Here is a 19268-nt window from a genome sequence, read left to right on the forward strand (position 1 = left end):
TATTTCTAAATACTTTTGTTTTGTATGTGCTCTTTCGTGTGGGGCACCACTGCAAATAAGGACATGAAATGCCTGTAATTACTCTTCCTGATGGCAGCCAACGCCATTACGACCACGCCGTTAGCCCGATGGATGTCGCTCTGGACATCGGCCCTGGTCTGGCAAAAGCCACCATCGCTGGGCGCGTGAACGGTGAACTGGTTGATGCATCCGACATTATTGAAAATGATGCCACGCTGTCTCTCATTACTGCAAAAGATGAAGACGGTCTGGAAATCATTCGTCACTCGTGTGCTCACCTGCTTGGACACGCTATCAAACAGCTGTGGCCTAACACCAAAATGGCGATCGGCCCGGTTATCGACAACGGTTTCTATTACGACGTCGATCTTGACCATACGCTGACCCAGGAAGACATCGACGCGCTCGAAAAACGTATGCACGAGCTTGCCGAGAAAAACTACGACGTCATCAAGAAGAAGGTCAGCTGGCATGAAGCTCGCGATACTTTCGTAAAACGTGGCGAAACCTATAAAGTTTCCATTCTTGATGAAAATATCGCGCATGATGACAAACCTGGTTTGTATCATCACGAAGAATACATCGACATGTGCCGCGGTCCGCACGTGCCGAATATGCGTTTCTGCCACTACTTCAAGCTGATGAAAACCGCAGGCGCCTACTGGCGTGGCGACAGCAACAACAAAATGCTGCAACGTATCTACGGTACGGCGTGGACGGACAAAAAAGCCCTGAATGCCTATCTGCAGCGTCTGGAAGAAGCGGCAAAACGCGACCACCGTAAAATCGGTAAGCAGCTTGACCTGTATCATATGCAGGAAGAAGCGCCGGGCATGGTCTTCTGGCATAACGACGGCTGGACCATCTTCCGTGAGCTGGAAACTTTCGTACGCTCCAAGCTGAAAGAATACCAGTATCAGGAAGTGAAGGGCCCGTTCATGATGGACCGTGTGCTGTGGGAAAAAACCGGCCACTGGGACAACTACAAAGATGCGATGTTCACCACCTCTTCGGAGAACCGCGAATACTGCATCAAACCGATGAACTGCCCGGGGCACGTTCAGATCTTTAACCAGGGTCTGAAATCCTACCGCGACCTGCCGCTGCGTATGGCGGAGTTCGGTAGCTGCCACCGTAACGAACCGTCTGGTGCGCTGCATGGTCTGATGCGCGTACGCGGCTTTACTCAGGATGACGCCCATATCTTCTGTACGGAAGAGCAGGTGCGTGATGAAGTGAACGCGTGCATTCGTTTAGTCTATGATATGTACAGCACTTTCGGTTTTGAAAAAATCGTGGTCAAACTTTCAACGCGTCCGGAAAAACGTATCGGCAGCGATGAAATGTGGGACCGTGCAGAAGCGGATCTGGCCGTCGCGCTGGAAGAGAACAACATCCCGTTTGAATATCAACTGGGTGAAGGCGCGTTCTATGGTCCGAAAATTGAGTTTACCCTGTATGACTGCCTCGATCGTGCTTGGCAGTGCGGTACTGTACAGCTGGACTTCTCCCTGCCGGCTCGTCTGAGCGCCTCTTATGTGGGCGAAAACAACGAACGTCAGGTTCCGGTAATGATTCACCGCGCCATTCTCGGTTCACTGGAGCGCTTCATTGGCATCCTGACCGAAGAATTTGCCGGTTTCTTCCCAACATGGCTTGCGCCGGTGCAGGTTGTGGTGATGAATATTACCGATTCTCAGTCTGAATACGTTAACGAATTGACCCGTAAACTACAAAATGCAGGCATTCGCGTAAAAGCAGACTTGAGAAATGAGAAGATTGGCTTTAAAATCCGCGAGCACACTTTACGTCGTGTCCCTTACATGTTGGTCTGTGGCGACAAAGAGGTTGAAGCCGGCAAAGTCGCCGTGCGCACCCGTCGTGGCAAAGACTTGGGCAGCCTGGACGTAAACGAAGTGATTGAGAAGCTGCAACAAGAGATTCGCAGCCGCAGTCTTCAACAACTGGAGGAATAAGGTATTAAAGGCGGAAAACGAGTTCAAACGGCACGTCCGAATCGTATCAATGGCGAGATTCGCGCCCAGGAAGTTCGCTTAACTGGTCTGGAAGGTGAGCAGCTGGGTATTGTGAGTCTGAGAGAAGCAATCGAAAAGGCTGAAGAGGCTGGAGTAGATTTAGTTGAAATCAGCCCTAACGCCGAACCGCCAGTTTGTCGTATCATGGACTACGGCAAGTTCCTTTATGAAAAGAGTAAGTCTTCTAAGGAACAGAAGAAAAAGCAAAAAGTTATCCAGGTTAAGGAAATTAAATTCCGTCCTGGGACCGATGATGGCGATTACCAGGTAAAACTCCGCAGCCTGGTACGCTTTCTCGAAGATGGCGATAAGGCTAAGATCACGCTGCGTTTCCGCGGTCGTGAGATGGCCCACCAGCAGATCGGTATGGAAGTGCTTAACCGCGTCCGTGACGATCTGAGTGAACTGGCAGTAGTCGAATCCTTCCCTACGAAGATCGAAGGCCGCCAGATGATCATGGTGCTCGCTCCTAAGAAGAAACAGTAAGGCCTTCAAGTAGCAATGTCCGTGGAGCTTTCGGGCTTCACTGGCGTTGTTCGCCTATGTTTCGTTTATTAACAATGCGAAGTGGAAGTTATTAAGATGCCAAAGATTAAGACCGTACGCGGTGCTGCTAAGCGCTTCAAAAAAACCGGTGGTGGTGGATTTAAGCGTAAGCACGCAAACCTGCGTCATATTCTGACCAAAAAATCTACTAAACGTAAACGTCACCTGCGTCCAAAAGGCCTTGTTTCTAAAGGCGATCTGGGTCTGGTTATCGCGTGCCTGCCGTACGCATAAGCCGTTAACGTTTAATTTTTTTACTAAGAATATAGATACAGGAGAGCACATATGGCTCGCGTAAAACGTGGTGTAATTGCACGTGCACGTCACAAGAAAATTTTGAAACAAGCTAAAGGCTACTACGGTGCGCGTTCTCGCGTATACCGCGTTGCCTTCCAGGCTGTTATCAAAGCTGGTCAGTACGCTTATCGTGACCGTCGTCAGAAAAAGCGTCAGTTCCGTCAACTGTGGATTGCGCGTATCAACGCAGCAGCACGTCAGAACGGCATTTCTTACAGCAAATTCATCAACGGCCTGAAAAAAGCCTCTGTTGAAATCGACCGTAAGATCCTGGCTGACATCGCAGTATTCGACAAAGTAGCGTTCACCGCTCTGGTCGAAAAAGCGAAAGCAGCACTGGCATAAGCCAGTTGGAAGAGGGAGCTAGTCTCCCTCTTTTCATTTTAATCGCATCAAAACGTTGACATTTATTCCAGTAGCCCTTTCAATAAAGGTGTTACGACCCTTACCACACAAGGTAACGCAAGCATGAATGCTGCTATTTTCCGCTTCTTCTTTTACTTTAGCACCTGAATCCAGGAGGCTTGCGCGTGAAAGAAGAAACGAAAAATCAGCGCCAATAAGCCTCCGGATGGAGGCTTTTTTTGTATCTGAATTCGAGATTAAGTCCACCAAACCGGTGTCTGCACCGACATAATGAGGAAAACCATGTCACATCTCGCAGAGCTGGTTGCCAGTGCCAAGGCAGCCATTAACCAGGCTTCAGATGTTGCCGCGTTAGACAATGTCCGCGTCGAATATCTGGGCAAGAAAGGGCATCTGACCCTTCAGATGACCACACTGCGTGACCTGCCGCCAGAAGAGCGCCCGGCCGCAGGCGCGGTCATTAACGAAGCGAAAGAGCAGGTGCAGCAGGCACTGAACGCGCGTAAAGCCGATTTGGAAAACGCCGCGTTGAACGCCCGTCTGGCCGCAGAGACCATTGACATCTCCCTGCCGGGTCGTCGTATTGAGAACGGTGGTTTACACCCGGTAACGCGTACTATCGACCGTATTGAAAGTTTCTTCGGTGAGCTCGGCTTTACCGTTGCAACGGGCCCGGAAATCGAAGATGACTACCATAACTTCGATGCGCTGAACATCCCAACGCACCACCCGGCACGTGCTGACCACGACACTTTCTGGTTTGACGCCACCCGTCTGCTGCGTACCCAGACTTCCGGCGTACAGATCCGTACCATGAAAGATCAGCAGCCGCCAATTCGTATCATTGCGCCGGGCCGCGTCTATCGTAACGACTACGATCAGACCCACACCCCGATGTTCCATCAGATGGAAGGCCTGATTGTTGATAAAAACATCAGCTTTACCAACCTGAAAGGGACGCTGCACGATTTCCTGCGCAACTTCTTTGAGGAAGACCTGCAGATTCGTTTCCGTCCGTCCTACTTCCCGTTTACCGAACCGTCAGCGGAAGTTGACGTGATGGGCAAAAACGGTAAATGGCTGGAAGTGCTGGGCTGCGGCATGGTGCACCCGAACGTCCTGCGCAACGTGGGTATCGATCCGGAAGTTTACTCCGGCTTCGCCTTCGGTATGGGCATGGAACGTCTGACTATGCTGCGTTACGGCGTCACCGATTTACGTGCATTCTTCGAAAACGATCTGCGTTTCCTCAAACAGTTTAAATAAGGGCAGGGCAACATAATGAAATTCAGTGAACTGTGGTTACGCGATTGGGTTAACCCGGCTATCGACAGCGAAGCGCTGTCCGATCAAATCACCATGGCGGGTCTGGAAGTCGACGGCGTTGAAGCCGTGGCCGGCTCCTTCAATGGCGTGGTAGTGGGTGAAGTGGTTGAATGCGCCCAGCACCCGAATGCGGACAAACTGCGCGTTACAAAAGTTAACGTGGGCGGCGAACGTCTGCTGGATATCGTCTGTGGCGCGCCGAACTGCCGCCAGGGTTTGAAAGTTGCGGTCGCGACTATTGGCGCCGTACTGCCGGGCGACTTCAAAATTAAGGCCGCTAAACTGCGCGGTGAACCGTCAGAAGGGATGCTGTGCTCCTTCTCCGAGCTGGGCATTTCCGACGATCATAGCGGTATTATCGAGCTGCCGGCCGACGCGCCGCTGGGTACCGATATCCGTGAATACCTGAAGCTTAACGATAACACTATCGAAATCAGCGTGACTCCGAACCGTGCCGACTGCCTGGGCATCATTGGCGTTGCCCGCGACGTTGCGGTGCTGAACAAGCTGCCGCTCAACGCGCCGGAAATTGCGCCAGTAGCGGCAACCATCGCTGATGTGATGCCGATTGACGTAGAAGCAGCCGATGCCTGCCCGCGCTATCTGGGCCGGGTGGTCAAAGGTATCAACGTGAAAGCGCCAACCCCGCTGTGGATGAAAGAAAAACTGCGTCGTTGCGGTATTCGATCCATCGATGCCGTAGTTGATGTCACCAACTACGTCCTGCTGGAACTGGGTCAGCCGATGCATGCGTTCGATAAAGATCGCATTGAAGGCGGCATCAAAGTGCGCATGGCGAAAGAGGGCGAAACGCTGGTGCTGCTGGACGGCTCTGAAGCCAAACTTAGCGCCGACACGCTGGTGATTGCCGATCATAACAAAGCGCTGGCGATGGCCGGTATCTTTGGTGGCGAGCATTCTGGGGTGAATGATGAAACCCAGAACGTGCTGCTGGAATCGGCGTTCTTCAGCCCGCTGTCCATCACCGGACGCGCACGTCGTTATGGCCTGCATACCGATGCGTCTCACCGCTACGAACGTGGTGTTGACCCGGCGCTGCAGTACAAAGCCATGGAACGCGCTACCGCGCTGCTGATTGAACTATGCGGCGGCGAAGCGGGTCCGATTGTTGACGTTACCCACGAAGCCTCACTGCCGAAGCGTGCAACTATCACGCTGCGTCGCAGCAAGCTGGATCGCCTGATTGGCCATCACATTGCCGATGACCAGGTGACGGATATCCTGACCCGTCTGGGCTGTGAAGTGACCGTCGGTAACGACCAGTGGCAGGCGGTTGCGCCAACCTGGCGTTTCGATATGGAGATTGAAGAAGATCTGGTTGAAGAAGTGGCGCGTGTTTACGGCTACAACAGCATCCCGAACGAGCCGGTACAGGCCGGTCTGGTGATGGGTAGCCATAAAGAAGCCAATCTGTCGCTCAAACGCGTCAAAACCATGCTTAACGACAAAGGCTACCAGGAAGTGATCACCTACAGCTTCGTGGATCCGAAGGTCCAGCAGCTGGTGCACCCTGGTGAAGAAGCGCTGATTCTGCCAAGCCCGATTTCCAGCGAAATGTCCGCGATGCGTCTGTCTCTGCTCACCGGCCTGTTGTCGACGGTGGTTTATAACCAGAACCGTCAGCAGAACCGCGTGCGTATTTTCGAGACTGGCCTGCGCTTTGTTCCGGATACGCAGGCTCCGCTGGGTATTCGCCAGGACGTGCTGCTGGGCGGCGTGATTTGCGGTAACCGCTATGACGAACATTGGAATCTGGCGAAAGAGACCGTTGATTTCTACGATCTGAAGGGCGATTTGGAATCCGTTCTCGACCTGACCGGTAAATTGTCTGAAATTGAGTTCAAAGCGGAAGCCAACCCGGCCCTGCATCCAGGCCAGTCCGCCGCCATTTATTTGCACGGTGAACGTATTGGTTTCATTGGTGTTATCCACCCGGAACTGGAACGTAAACTGGACCTGAACGGCCGTACGCTGGCGTTTGAACTGGAGTGGGACAAGCTCGCAGACCGCGTGGTTCCTCAGGCGCGTGACGTTTCTCGCTTCCCGGCAAACCGTCGTGATATCGCCGTCGTTGTGGCTGAAAATGTGCCTGCGGCAGATATTTTAAACGAATGTAAGAAAGTTGGCGTAAATCAGGTAGTTGGCGTAAACTTATTTGACGTGTACCGCGGTAAGGGTGTTGCGGAAGGCTATAAGAGCCTTGCTATCAGCCTGATTCTACAAGATACCAGCCGTACACTCGAAGAAGAGGAGATTGCCACTACCGTTGCCAAATGCGTAGAGGCATTGAAAGAGCGATTCCAGGCATCATTGAGGGATTGAACCTATGGCGCTTACAAAAGCTGAAATGTCAGAATATCTGTTTGATAAGCTTGGGCTTAGCAAGCGGGATGCCAAAGAACTGGTGGAGCTGTTTTTTGAAGAGATCCGTCGTGCTCTGGAAAACGGTGAACAGGTTAAGCTGTCCGGTTTTGGCAACTTTGATCTGCGTGACAAAAATCAACGCCCGGGACGTAACCCAAAAACGGGTGAAGATATTCCCATTACAGCCCGGCGTGTGGTGACCTTCAGACCAGGACAGAAGTTAAAAAGCCGGGTCGAAAACGCAACACCCAAAGAAGAGTAATTCTGCACTAACTAAAAAGGCCGCTGATGCGGCCTTTTTCTTTTCTGTGCGGCATTGTCACCGTAAAATCAAACGCTTCTCTACGGGCTGACGGATAACTATGCAGGTTTACGTACATCAACAGCAGCGGCGCAACCGCCGCTGGCTTGTCGGGCTGTCTCTGGCGCTACTGTGTATGCTGGCGATCAGCCTTTGCGCGGGTGAGCGCTGGATCCCGCCCGGCGAATGGCTGACCGCAAAAGGCCAGCTGTTTATCTGGCAGATTCGCCTGCCGCGAACCGCCGCCGTACTGTTGGTGGGTGCAGCGTTGGCCCTTTCCGGCGCGGTGATGCAGGCGTTGTTTGAAAACCCGCTCGCCGAGCCGGGGCTGCTGGGCGTCTCTAACGGCGCGGGCGTCGGACTTATCGCGGCGATTATGCTCGGCCAGGGCAGCCTGCCGGGATGGGCTCCCGGGCTTGCGGCCATTGCCGGTGCGCTGGTGATTACCGCGATTCTGATGCGCTTCGCGCGTCGTTACCTGTCGACCAGCCGGCTGTTGCTGGCGGGGGTGGCGCTAGGGATTATCTGCAGCGCCATCATGACGTGGGCCGTCTATTTCTCGACCTCGTTCGATCTGCGTCAATTAATGTATTGGATGATGGGTGGTTTTGGCGGCGTGGACTGGCAGCAGGTGTGGCTGATGATTGCACTATTGCCGGTGATTATCTGGGGCTGCCTGCAATCACAGCCTCTGAATCTGCTGGCGCTGGGGGAAACGTCTGCCCGCCAGTTGGGCGTGCCTATCGCATTCTGGCGCAAGCTGCTGGTGATGGCGACCGGCTGGCTGGTCGGCGTGAGCGTCGCGCTGGCTGGGGCGATTGGGTTTATCGGTCTGGTGGTGCCGCACATGCTGCGCCTGTGCGGTCTGACCGATCACCGGGTGCTGCTGCCTGCCAGCGCGCTGGCGGGAGCCTGTACGCTGCTGTTTGCCGACATTGTCGCGCGACTGGCGCTGTCGGCGGCGGAACTGCCAATTGGCGTGGTGACGGCGACGCTCGGCGCGCCGGTGTTTATCTGGCTGCTGCTCAGGTCAGGACGCTACGCGTGAATGAAAAGGCTTGCCGTCGGGCTAGCCTATCTGTCTATTATTAAAGACCGGGCGATAAGACCCCCTAACACGCTGAAATGAGGATGCTATGCAAACCACGATTCTGAACACCCCCGTGACCACCATTGACGGCGAGAACACGACCCTGGAACGCTATCAGGGCAAGGTCCTGCTGATTGTTAACGTGGCGTCGAAGTGCGGCCTGACGCCGCAGTACGAACAGCTGGAGGCGCTGCAAACGTCATTGCAGGATGAAGGCTTCACCGTGCTGGGCTTTCCCTGTAATCAGTTCCTGGGCCAGGAACCGGGCAGCGAGGAAGACATTAAAATCTTCTGCAGCACGACTTACGGCGTAACTTTCCCGCTGTTCAGTAAAATTGAAGTGAACGGTGCAACGCGTCATCCGCTGTACAGTTTGTTGACGCGCCTGGCGCCGGTTGCCATTGCGCCGCAGGGGAGCGGCTTTTATGAGCGAATGGCGAGCAAAGGACGTGCGCCCGCGCATCCTGGTGACATCCTGTGGAACTTTGAGAAGTTCCTGATTGGCCGTGACGGACGCGTTATCGATCGTTTCTCCCCGGATATGACGCCGGACGATCCGATTCTGACGGCGGCGATTAAGCAGGCTATCGCCGAGCTATGACCACGTTGATGCAGCTTCAACACGTCGGCGAAGGTGTCCGTCTTCAGGACTTCAGCGCCGACGTGGCGCGCGGGGAAATCGTGCATCTGGTCGGGCCGAATGGCGCCGGGAAAAGCACGTTGCTGGCCAGAATGGCCGGTCTGCACCGCGGTAAGGGCGAGATTACGTTGAACGCGCAGCCGCTGGAGGCATGGCCTGCTCCCGAGCTTGCGCGCCACCGAGCCTATCTCTCCCAGCACCAGACGCCGCCTTTTGCCATACCCGTCTGGCAATTTCTGATGCTGCATCAGCAGGGGGGGCAGCACTCGCCGCTTGCCGTCCATATTACCGATGCGCTGGGGCTGAAAAACAAGCTTGCACGCAACGTTAATCAGCTTTCCGGCGGCGAATGGCAGCGCGTCAGGCTGGCGGCGGTGATGCTGCAAATTCACCCCGCAGCGAATCCGGACGGGCAGCTGCTGTTGCTCGATGAGCCGATGAACAGCCTCGACGTATCCCAGCAGGCGGCGCTGAACAAAATGTTGGATGAACTCCGTGCCGCAGGCGTGGCTATCGTAATGAGCAGCCACGATCTGAACTACACGCTACGCCATGCCGATCGCGTGTGGCTATTATGCCAGGGGCGATGCATTGCCCGTGGTGAAACTGAAAATGTAATGCAGCCGAAGAATTTAGCTGCAGCGTATAATATGCATTTTCAGCGGCTGGACATTGCCGGTCATCAAATGCTCATTTACGATGAAGTCGGCGAAAATTAATCCAACTCCGCTTATCGGGGCGCGGATTGCTTGCCAGCCAATACGCAATGGATATAATTTATTGGCTGAATAAAAAAATAGAGGATTCGCTGGATATGCGTTTCTGGGCTCTTTTTCTCGTCGCATTCATTTTAGCAGGGTGCAGTAGCCATCGTGCACCGCCGCCGAATCCCCGGCTTGCGGATTCGATCACCGTGATTGCCAGCTTAAACGATCAGCTGCAAAACTGGCACGGTACGCCATATCGCTATGGCGGAATGAATCGTCGCGGCGTTGATTGTTCTGCGTTTGTGCTGGTGACGTTCCGTGATAAATTCGAAATGCAGTTACCGCGCGAAACGCGACAGCAGGCGAAAATTGGCACCGAAATAGACAAAGACGATCTGCTGCCCGGCGATCTGGTGTTCTTCAAGACTGGAGCAGGTGAGAGCGGGCTTCATGTCGGTATCTATGACACCGATAACAAATTTATCCATGCCTCTACCAGCCAGGGCGTGACGCGATCGTCGCTTAACAACGTCTACTGGCAGAAAAACTTCTGGCAGGCCAGGCGAATTTAATCGAAAAGAAAAGGAGGCGAAATGCCTCCTTTTCTTTTTATAGACGGCATAAATTTAATTAATCCGCCCGTATTATTCTGATTTTGTTAGGCGAGATCATAGAACTTCAGGTTGATTGTGTTAATCCATTACTTCTGATTACAATCATTATGATCCAGTGACGGACTATAAAAATAAAAAGGGACCGATGAAAGGAATAACCACCACATTCACTACCGTAGGTTTTTTGCTTTGTGACGTCAGGAACCCGGACATGACTTTTAGTGAAGGGCAGTCGCAATGATGGTATCGCTGGATAATACGTATTGTTCTCAATTGTTTTTCCTACCCGCGAGAAATAGCGACGGGCAGCTTGTCGGTCTGAAAATTGTCAGCCAGTTTAGCGGTATTGATAACGACATCCGCATTCCCACCGGCCTGGTGCTGCCGCGCCTGACGCCGCAGCAAGAAATCACTCTCTTCGAGGAAAAGCTGGCGCTGCTGAACAACTGCCAGCTGTTCTTTCTTCAGCACAATCTCAAAGCCTGGATAACGATCCCCCCTGGCCTCGTAGACGTGCTGCTGGCCGATGCTGAACTGGCCGCCAGCGCTCAGCGTTTTCCGTTTCTCGAATTAGCCGTCAGTGAAAGTTTCCCAGGGCTGAATCAAATAGACGATCAGCATCCGCTGGCGCAGCTGAGCCTGTACTTTCCATTGGTCTTAAGCGACTTTGGGTCCGGTGATGCCTCTACCCGGGCGGTGTTTAGCGGGCTGTTCAGCCGTGTCGTACTCGACCGCAACTTTGTACAGCGGCAGGCGAGATCTGCGTCATTTGAGCCGTTTATGCGCGCTATCGTGACGCAGATCCAGCCTTACTGTCAGGGAATCATGATTTCCGGCGTCGATGACGACAATACGCGTCAGCGCGTCGCGTCCTATGGCTTTAGCGGTATGCTCGGCAGCCTGTGGCCTGTCGTTGCCGAATCCTCCCTCATCACCCTCGTTCAACAATAACCCTGCTCTTACCCGGGTGTTTAACGAATGGAAGGGACTTCCCCTGATTATGCGCCTGATTAACTCTTGTGCAATCATGGGGTACACATCGTCCCGGAGGAATTCGTTATGACTATCACGACTGTCGGTATCGATCTTGCTAAAAATGTGTTTGCTGTTCACGGTGTTGATCAAAATGGTAGAACTGTTCTGGTTAAGCCTAAAGTATCGCGTGCTGCACTTCCTGAGTTAATTGCAAGTTTGCCTCCCTGTGTTATCGGGATGGAAGCATGCTCCGGGGCTCACTACTGGGCAAGATTGTTTCGGCAGTATGGTCATGAGCCACGTCTGATGGCTGCTAAGTTTGTATCGCCTTATCGTATGGCCGGAAAATCAGGAAAAAATGATGCAGCTGATGCTCAGGCTATCTGTGAAGCTGTTCGTCGTCCGCATATGCGGTTCGTACCAGTGAAAGACGAAAGCCAGCAGGCCATGCAGTGTTTACATCGTACCCGTCAGGGTTTTATCGAAGAGAAAACAGCAACGTATAATCGTCTGCGAGGATTGATATCTGAATTCGGTGTCATCGCGCCACAAAGTGCTGATGCCCTGCGCCACATGGTTTCTGTGCAGAAGAGCTCTTTACCGCTTCAGGTTCAGCAATGTGTTGATGATTTGATGGAACACGTTGATCGCATTGAAGCTAACATCACTGAATATGACCGAATTTTGTCCCACATAGCCAAAACAGATCATCGCAGTCAGCGGCTGATGGAGCTAAAGGGCGTTGGTCCCACAACGGCCTGTGCACTGGTCGCCAGTATCGGTAATGCACATGATTTTAAAAATGGACGTCAACTGGCAGCCTGGCTGGGGCTGACGCCATCACAATACAGCAGCGGGGGAAAGTCGAAACTCGGCAGGATCACAAAAGCCGGTGATTCGTATCTGCGAACGCTTCTGGTTCAGGGGGCTCGTTCAGTGCTTATTGGCGCCGGGAAAAGGACTGACTCATTCAGCCGTTGGGTTTGTATGTTGGTTGAGCGCAGAGGGTACTGGCGGGCTGTTGTGGCCATCGCCGCTAAAAATGCGCGGCTGTGTTGGGCATCACTACATTACGGTGATGATTTCCGGCTGTACTCAGTCAACTAAAGCTCGAAGCTGTATAACCATCTGACCTGCAATTCGTTGATGATAAAGGGTTAGACCCCGTGAGGCCTATCTGGCTATTGTACAGGATATACGTATCCGCTTAACGAACAAGAACCTCACGCGCGTCTTTCATCAGGGCCCGAATCGATGACGATTCATCATGGCCGTTTATAGTACCGCAGTCTCTCCCCTTTATTTTTACTGAAGAGCAGACAGAAACCATAAATACCGGCTTTGACATGCCGGGGAAGTCCTTATAGTACAGTAACCCAATACACTACGGGCAGGAGGAACCATGAACCTGTCATTTAACACCCGCTGGCGCGACGAGCTGCCAGGTTTTTACACAGCGCTACGGCCCACGCCGCTGCATAACGCTCGCGTTATCTGGCACAACGCACCGTTGGCGCAAGAGCTTGAGATACCGGAATCATTCTTTACCCCTGCACAGGGCGCTGGCGTCTGGGGCGGTGAAGCGCTGCTGCCGGGCATGTCGCCGTTGGCCCAGGTCTACAGCGGTCATCAGTTTGGCGCATGGGCCGGTCAACTGGGTGACGGGCGGGGTATTTTGCTTGGTGAACAGCAGCTGTCGAATGGCCGCACGGTTGACTGGCACCTCAAGGGTGCAGGGCTGACGCCGTATTCACGTATGGGCGACGGCCGCGCGGTGTTACGCTCAACTATCCGCGAAAGTCTGGCTTCTGAGGCGCTGCATTATTTGGGTATTCCCGGTACTCGCGCGCTGACGATAGTCACCAGCGATACGCCGGTGTACCGTGAAACGGTCGAGTCCGGTGCGATGCTGATGCGCATTGCCGAAAGCCATATTCGTTTCGGGCATTTCGAGCATTTCTACTATCGCCACGATATCGACAATGTGCGCACGCTGGCAGACTTCGCCATCCGCCATTACTGGCCGCACTTGCAGCATGAGGCCGACGGCTACGCACTGTGGTTCCAGGATATTGTCGCCCGCACCGCGCGGATGATTGCCCGTTGGCAAACGGTCGGTTTTGCCCATGGGGTGATGAATACGGACAACATGTCGATTCTGGGGCTGACGCTGGACTATGGTCCGTTCGGTTTCCTCGATGACTATCAGCCCGCCTTTATCTGTAACCATTCCGATCATCAGGGCCGCTACCGCTTCGATAACCAGCCCGCCGTAGGGCTGTGGAACCTTCAGTGCCTGGCGCAGGCGCTGTCTCCGCTGATTGCGGTCGATACGCTTAATGCGGCGCTCGACGACTATCAGACGGTGCTCTTCCGCGAGTACGGTCAGCGAATGCGCCGTAAACTGGGGCTGTTTAGCGAAGAAAATGGCGACAACGATCTGCTGAATGGATTGTATGCGCTGATGGAGCGCGAGGGCAGCGACTACAGCCGAACCTTCCGTCTGCTTAGCGAAACTGAGCAGCATAACGGCGCTTCGCCGCTGCGCGATGAGTTTATCGATCGTGCGGCGTTTGACGCCTGGTTTACGCAGTATCGCGCGCGCTTACAGCAAGAACAGGTTGATGATGCGCAGCGTCAGCAGGCGATGAAGCAGGCCAATCCTGCCATTGTGCTGCGAAACTGGCTGGCCCAGCGGGCGATTGAGCAGGCGGAGAAGGGGGACTATCAGGAACTGCATCGCCTGCACGATGCGCTTCGCGATCCGTGGTGCGATCGTGACGACGAATACAGCCGTCGTCCGCCGGACTGGGGCAAACGACTGGAAGTCAGCTGTTCAAGCTAAGGGCTATTGGCTGCGCCAGCAAACGGCGGCGCAGCTATTTCGTCAGTATCAGTTTTCCTGCCTGAGTTTGACGCAGCAGATAGCGCTGCTCACCGTGTTCAATGATTAACCTGCCTTCCTGGCCCAGCAGCGTTTTACTGTCGACCCGGCGGTCGTTGGGTAGGGGATGAGGAGTATGATCCTTTTGCGGTTCCTGCGTTGCGCACGTATCCATTTGCGTTATTTAATAATGAAAATTAATGTAACAATGATAACTATTATCAATATTCAATAAGTTAACCGCAAGTCTTATTTATTACGCAAATGAACGGCAGGAGGGAAAACACCCGCCGATGTCCGGCGGGCGGGGGCATTACAGGCGAGTCGCGACCGCTGCGGCCAGTTTTTCCAGCAGCAGTTCCGTATCTTCCCAGCTCAGGCACGGATCGGTAATCGACTGGCCGTAGGTGAGGGGCTGGTCGGCAACAATTTTTTGCGTCCCTTCACGCAGGAAGCTTTCCGCCATGATGCCGGCAATAGCCGACGAACCGTTGCGGATCTGCTGACAAATATCGTCACACACTTCCAGCTGGCGACGATGCTGCTTCTGGCAGTTACCGTGGCTAAAGTCGACCACCAGATGCTCCGGTAGATCGAACTGATGCAGCGTGTCGCAGGCGACGGCAATATCATCGGCATGGTAGTTTGGCTTTTTACCCCCACGCATAATGATATGACCATACGGATTCCCGCTGGTCTGGTAGATAGTCATCTGGCCGTTTTTATCCGGCGACAGGAACATATGGCTGGCGCGGGCGGCACGGATGGCATCGACGGCAATGCGGGTGTTACCGTCGGTACCGTTTTTAAAACCGACCGGGCAGGAGAGCGCTGAGGCCATTTCCCGGTGAATCTGGCTTTCGGTGGTGCGCGCGCCAATGGCACCCCAGCTGATCAGGTCAGCAATAAACTGGCCGGTAACCATATCGAGAAACTCGGTTGCCGTTGGCACGCCGAGGGTATTCACCTGGAGCAGCAGTTTACGTGCCAGCTCAATGCCGTGGTTTACGCGGTAACTGCCGTTGAGATCCGGGTCGGAAATCAACCCTTTCCAGCCCACCACGGTGCGCGGTTTTTCAAAATACGTGCGCATTACAATTTCCAGCTCACCCTGGTGCTTTTCACGCAGAACCTGAAGACGGCGGGCGTAGTCCATTGCCGCATCCAGATCGTGAATTGAGCAGGGGCCGACGATCGCCAACAGACGACGATCTTCACCGTTGAGAATTTTTTCAATACGCTGGCGTGATGCGGTGACGTGAGCCGCAACTTCAGGTGATACGGGGTGTCGCTGAGCAAGTTCAGCAGGCGTAATCAGGCTCTCAATTCGAGCGGTACGCAATTCATCGGTCTTATTCATGGAAGTCTCAGAAATTTGTTGCTTCGTCGGCCAAAATGCCGAGAAGTGATGCACATCACGATAAACCAATCTGCGCTTAATTCAAGCGTGGCAGGTGATGTGCGCTCAATCACAAAGCCATGATAAACAAAATTGCTGCATTGTACTAGTGTATTAGTACATTCTGCGGCTTAATCCCATGATGTCCATGATTTTGGTAGCAATTTCTTCGACCGAGTAATTGGTGCTGTTGATCCAGGGGATCTGATTACGACGATACAGTGCCTCAACCTCAGCGACCTCCATCCGGCACTGGCGCATTGACGCATAGCGACTGTTCTCACGGCGCTCTTCACGGATTGCCGCCAGCCGTTCAGGGTTAATGGTCAGACCAAACAGTTTATGCTGTAGCGGCTTTAACGAGGCGGGCAGGACGAGGTTGTCCATGTCATCGGCAATAAACGGATAGTTGGCGGCGCGAATACCAAACTGCATCGCCAGATAAAGGCTGGTCGGTGTTTTGCCGCAGCGCGAGACGCCAAGCAAAATGACCTGCGCCTGATCGAGGTTGCGTAATGAGATGCCGTCATCGTGCGCCAGCGTGTAGTCAATGGCGGCAATACGCGCATCGTACTTGGTCAGATTACCGGGGGTGAGGCCGTGGGTTCGATGGGCAATCGGCGTAGGATCAAGCTGGAGTTCCTCCTGAAGCGGGGCCACCAGCGCCTGCACGATATCCTGACAAAACCCTTCACATTGCAGAATAATGTCACGAATTTCAGGAATAACGATCGAATAGAACACTAACGGGCGCACGCCCGTTTGCTGATAGATGGCGTCTATCTGTTCCTTCACCGCCCGTGCGCGGCTTTCGCTTTCGATAAAGGGCAGGGTAATGCTGTTGATCGCCACCGGGAACTGTGACATCACCGCATGACCGAGCACTTCGGCGGTGATCGCGGTACCGTCGGAAATATAAAATACCTGCCTGTCGACTGCGTTATCCATATTGCTTGACTCCCGTTAATTGCCTGAAAGGGTAAATTAAATTTAAACACAAGCCGCTCATCTTTGTCTTAAAAATAAAAATGAAATGGTATTTTTATTTTTAATGAAATGGTCGTTTCAATTTCCAAAAGCTGCCAATAGACCGCTGGTTACTGTGCCTTTTCAGGCTAATCAGTAGGTTATGAATAATCAGGAATCAATCCTAAAAAGTAAAAAAATAATTTGCTTACACGATTCACCGTTTTTTTCAGCGGTTTAAATATGCCAAGATATTTTGAGTAGTCAGTCGTTTCTTATCACTGCTTCTTTAAATCAAAAAAGGATTGTCTCGATGTCCAACAATGGCTCGTCACCGCTGGTGCTTTGGTACAACCAACTCGGCATGAATGATGTAGACAGAGTTGGAGGCAAAAATGCCTCCTTGGGTGAAATGATTACTAATTTGTCCGGAATGGGCGTATCCGTGCCCAACGGATTTGCCACCACTGCCGATGCGTTTAATCAGTTTCTCGACCAGAGCGGCGTGAACCAGCAGATTTATCAACTGCTGGATAACACCGATATTGACGACGTTACCGCTCTGGCGAAAGCCGGCGCGCAGATCCGCCAGTGGATCATCGACACTCCTTTCCAGAGCGAACTGGAAGAGGCTATTCACGAAGCCTATAACCAACTGGCCGCCGATAACGCCAACGCCTCCTTCGCCGTGCGTTCCTCCGCCACGGCGGAAGATATGCCGGACGCCTCGTTTGCTGGCCAGCAGGAAACCTTCCTGAACGTGCAGGGCTACGATGCCGTACTCGTGGCGGTGAAACATGTGTTTGCGTCACTGTTTAATGACCGCGCGATCTCATACCGCGTTCACCAGGGCTATGACCACCGGGGCGTTGCGCTTTCTGCAGGCGTGCAGCTGATGGTCCGCTCCGATCTGGCGTCTTCCGGCGTGATGTTCTCGATTGATACCGAATCTGGCTTCGACCAGGTGGTGTTTATCACCTCCGCGTGGGGGCTGGGTGAAATGGTGGTGCAGGGCGCGGTGAACCCGGATGAGTTCTACGTGCACAAGCCGACGCTGGCCGCGGGTCGCCCGGCGATTGTACGTCGTACCATGGGGTCGAAAAAGATCCGTATGGTCTACGCACCTACGCAGGAGCATGGCAAGCAGGTGCGTATTGAAGACGTGCCGCAGCAGCAAAGCGATATTTTCTCGCTGACCAACGATGAAGTGCAGGAGCTGGCGAAGCAGGCTGTACAGATCGAAAAACACTACGGCCGTCCAATGGACATCGAGTGGGCGAAAGACGGCCACACCGGCAAGCTGTTTATCGTTCAGGCGCGTCCTGAGACCGTTCGCTCTCGCGGGCAGGTGATGGAGCGTTACACGCTGCACTCGCAGGGGCGCATCGTTTCTGAAGGGCGTGCTATCGGCCACCGCATCGGAGCGGGCCCGGTGAAAGTCATTCAGGACATCAGTGAAATGAATCGCATTCAGCCGGGCGATGTACTGGTGACCGACATGACCGACCCGGATTGGGAGCCGATCATGAAAAAAGCGGCGGCGATCGTCACCAACCGCGGCGGGCGTACCTGCCACGCGGCGATTATCGCCCGTGAGCTGGGGATCCCGGCGGTGGTTGGCTGCGGCGATGCCACCGAGCGTATGAAGGATGACGAAAAGGTCACCGTTTCCTGTGCCGAAGGCGACACCGGATACGTCTACGCCGATCTGTTGGACTTCAGCGTGAAAAGCTCCAGCGTGGACACCATGCCGGACCTGCCGTTGAAGGTGATGATGAACGTCGGTAACCCGGATCGCGCGTTTGACTTTGCCTGCCTGCCGAACGAAGGTGTGGGGCTGGCGCGTCTGGAGTTCATCATTAACCGCATGATTGGCGTGCACCCGCGTGCGCTGCTGGAGTTTGATGACCAGGAGCCGAAGCTGCAAAACGAAATCCGCGAGCTGATGAAAGGCTTCGACTCGCCGAAAGAGTTCTACGTCGGCCGTCTGACGGAAGGGATCGCGACGCTGGGCGCGGCATTCTATCCGAAGCGCGTTATCGTGCGTTTGTCTGACTTTAAGTCGAACGAATACGCTAACCTGGTCGGTGGCGAGCGCTACGAACCGGAAGAGGAAAACCCGATGCTGGGCTTCCGCGGTGCCGGTCGCTACGTGTCGGAAAGCTTCCGCGACTGTTTCGCACTGGAGTGCGATGCGGTGAAACGCGTGCGTAACGAAATGGGCCTGACCAACGTTGAAATCATGGTGCCGTTCGTACGTACCGTAGAGCAGGCGAAAGCGGTGGTTGATGAACTGGCGCGTCAAGGGCTTAAGCGCGGTGAAAACGGGCTGAAGATCATTATGATGTGTGAGATTCCGTCCAACGCCCTGCTGGCCGAACAGTTCCTTGAGCACTTCGATGGCTTCTCTATCGGTTCAAACGATATGACGCAGCTGGCGCTGGGCCTGGACCGTGACTCCGGCGTTGTGTCTGCGCTGTTCGACGAACGCAATGACGCGGTGAAAGCGCTGCTGTCGATGGCGATCCGTGCGGCGAAGAAACAGGGCAAATACGTAGGTATCTGCGGCCAGGGGCCGTCTGACCACGAAGACTTCGCCGCCTGGCTGATGGAAGAAGGGATCGACAGCCTGTCGTTAAACCCGGACACCGTCGTGCAAACCTGGCTGAGCCTGGCTGAACTGAAAAAATAACGCTGCGGTAACGCGCAAATCCC

Annotated in this window: 19 protein-coding genes and 1 other annotated feature; of the genes, 16 read left to right on the plus strand and 3 right to left on the minus strand. The window is 53.9% G+C overall.

Annotated features, from left to right (window positions below; all coding sequences use genetic code 11):
- Nucleotides 1-68 precede the first annotated feature (68 nt).
- The 15 genes from thrS to selO all read left to right on the plus strand — a co-directional run bounded on the left by thrS (nucleotide 69) and on the right by selO (nucleotide 14149).
- On the plus strand, nucleotides 69-1997 hold the full coding sequence (thrS, locus tag H7R58_RS10640; protein WP_106929228.1) for a threonine--tRNA ligase: 1929 nt from the start codon (nucleotides 69-71) through the stop codon (nucleotides 1995-1997).
- 3 nt (nucleotides 1998-2000) lie between these two features.
- Nucleotides 2001-2543: a translation initiation factor IF-3 gene (infC, locus tag H7R58_RS10645; RefSeq protein WP_071845866.1), complete on the plus strand. Its 543-nt coding sequence runs from the start codon at nucleotides 2001-2003 to the stop codon at nucleotides 2541-2543.
- 96 nt (nucleotides 2544-2639) lie between these two features.
- Nucleotides 2640-2837, plus strand: coding sequence for a 50S ribosomal protein L35 (gene rpmI / locus H7R58_RS10650; protein ID WP_003030583.1), 198 nt, complete (start codon nucleotides 2640-2642; stop codon nucleotides 2835-2837).
- 51 nt (nucleotides 2838-2888) lie between these two features.
- Entirely contained in the window at nucleotides 2889-3245 is a 357-nt protein-coding gene (gene rplT, locus H7R58_RS10655; protein WP_013366084.1) for a 50S ribosomal protein L20, read from the plus strand.
- Between the two features lie 118 nt (nucleotides 3246-3363).
- Nucleotides 3364-3488 (plus strand) — a sequence feature (Phe leader region).
- Nucleotides 3369-3413 carry a pheST operon leader peptide PheM gene (gene pheM / locus H7R58_RS10660; RefSeq protein WP_001386830.1) on the plus strand — a complete coding sequence of 15 codons (45 nt, stop codon included), beginning with the start codon at nucleotides 3369-3371 and terminating at the stop codon, nucleotides 3411-3413. (Overlaps the previous feature by 45 nt.)
- A gap of 60 nt (nucleotides 3489-3548) precedes the next feature.
- Entirely contained in the window at nucleotides 3549-4532 is a 984-nt protein-coding gene (gene pheS / locus H7R58_RS10665) for a phenylalanine--tRNA ligase subunit alpha (RefSeq protein WP_106929226.1), read from the plus strand.
- 15 nt (nucleotides 4533-4547) lie between these two features.
- Nucleotides 4548-6935 carry a phenylalanine--tRNA ligase subunit beta gene (pheT, locus tag H7R58_RS10670; protein WP_182928994.1) on the plus strand — a complete coding sequence of 796 codons (2388 nt, stop codon included), beginning with the start codon at nucleotides 4548-4550 and terminating at the stop codon, nucleotides 6933-6935.
- 4 nt (nucleotides 6936-6939) lie between these two features.
- A complete protein-coding gene (ihfA, locus tag H7R58_RS10675) occupies nucleotides 6940-7239 on the plus strand; it encodes an integration host factor subunit alpha (protein WP_003030571.1) in 300 nt (99 codons plus the stop codon).
- Nucleotides 7240-7339: 100 nt separating this feature from the next.
- Nucleotides 7340-8326: a vitamin B12 ABC transporter permease BtuC gene (btuC, locus tag H7R58_RS10680; RefSeq protein WP_182934721.1), complete on the plus strand. Its 987-nt coding sequence runs from the start codon at nucleotides 7340-7342 to the stop codon at nucleotides 8324-8326.
- 88 nt (nucleotides 8327-8414) lie between these two features.
- Entirely contained in the window at nucleotides 8415-8969 is a 555-nt protein-coding gene (locus tag H7R58_RS10685) for a glutathione peroxidase (protein ID WP_106929220.1), read from the plus strand.
- Nucleotides 8966-9727 carry a vitamin B12 ABC transporter ATP-binding protein BtuD gene (gene btuD, locus H7R58_RS10690; protein ID WP_182928992.1) on the plus strand — a complete coding sequence of 254 codons (762 nt, stop codon included), beginning with the start codon at nucleotides 8966-8968 and terminating at the stop codon, nucleotides 9725-9727. The genes H7R58_RS10685 and btuD overlap by 4 nt, the downstream gene beginning before the upstream one ends.
- Nucleotides 9728-9822: 95 nt before the next feature.
- A complete protein-coding gene (locus tag H7R58_RS10695; protein WP_106929238.1) occupies nucleotides 9823-10287 on the plus strand; it encodes a C40 family peptidase in 465 nt (154 codons plus the stop codon).
- 279 nt (nucleotides 10288-10566) lie between these two features.
- Nucleotides 10567-11280: an EAL domain-containing protein gene (locus tag H7R58_RS10700; RefSeq protein ID WP_106929216.1), complete on the plus strand. Its 714-nt coding sequence runs from the start codon at nucleotides 10567-10569 to the stop codon at nucleotides 11278-11280.
- Between the two features lie 108 nt (nucleotides 11281-11388).
- Nucleotides 11389-12411, plus strand: coding sequence for an IS110 family RNA-guided transposase (locus H7R58_RS10705; RefSeq protein WP_000156887.1), 1023 nt, complete (start codon nucleotides 11389-11391; stop codon nucleotides 12409-12411).
- A gap of 295 nt (nucleotides 12412-12706) precedes the next feature.
- Nucleotides 12707-14149, plus strand: coding sequence for a protein adenylyltransferase SelO (selO, locus tag H7R58_RS10710; protein WP_182928991.1), 1443 nt, complete (start codon nucleotides 12707-12709; stop codon nucleotides 14147-14149).
- 34 nt (nucleotides 14150-14183) lie between these two features.
- Here selO and hemP read toward each other — a convergent pair whose 3' ends face one another.
- The 3 genes from hemP to H7R58_RS10725 all read right to left on the minus strand — a co-directional run bounded on the left by hemP (nucleotide 14184) and on the right by H7R58_RS10725 (nucleotide 16535).
- Entirely contained in the window at nucleotides 14184-14363 is a 180-nt protein-coding gene (gene hemP / locus H7R58_RS10715) for a hemin uptake protein HemP (RefSeq protein WP_106929212.1), read from the minus strand.
- Between the two features lie 138 nt (nucleotides 14364-14501).
- Complete coding sequence (gene aroH, locus H7R58_RS10720) at nucleotides 14502-15548, minus strand: 3-deoxy-7-phosphoheptulonate synthase AroH (protein WP_106929210.1); 1047 nt, start codon at nucleotides 15546-15548, stop codon at nucleotides 14502-14504.
- A 153-nt stretch (nucleotides 15549-15701) separates the two neighbouring features.
- Nucleotides 15702-16535, minus strand: a complete 834-nt coding sequence (locus H7R58_RS10725) for a posphoenolpyruvate synthetase regulatory kinase/phosphorylase PpsR (RefSeq protein WP_106929208.1) — start codon at nucleotides 16533-16535, stop codon at nucleotides 15702-15704.
- A 331-nt stretch (nucleotides 16536-16866) separates the two neighbouring features.
- Between H7R58_RS10725 and ppsA the strand changes: the two genes are divergently transcribed.
- A complete protein-coding gene (ppsA, locus tag H7R58_RS10730) occupies nucleotides 16867-19245 on the plus strand; it encodes a phosphoenolpyruvate synthase (RefSeq protein WP_106929206.1) in 2379 nt (792 codons plus the stop codon).
- The last annotated feature ends 23 nt before the right edge of the window (nucleotides 19246-19268 follow it).

This window comes from Klebsiella sp. WP4-W18-ESBL-05, from assembly GCF_014169075.1.
Lineage (GTDB): Bacteria > Pseudomonadota > Gammaproteobacteria > Enterobacterales > Enterobacteriaceae > Kluyvera > Kluyvera ascorbata_B.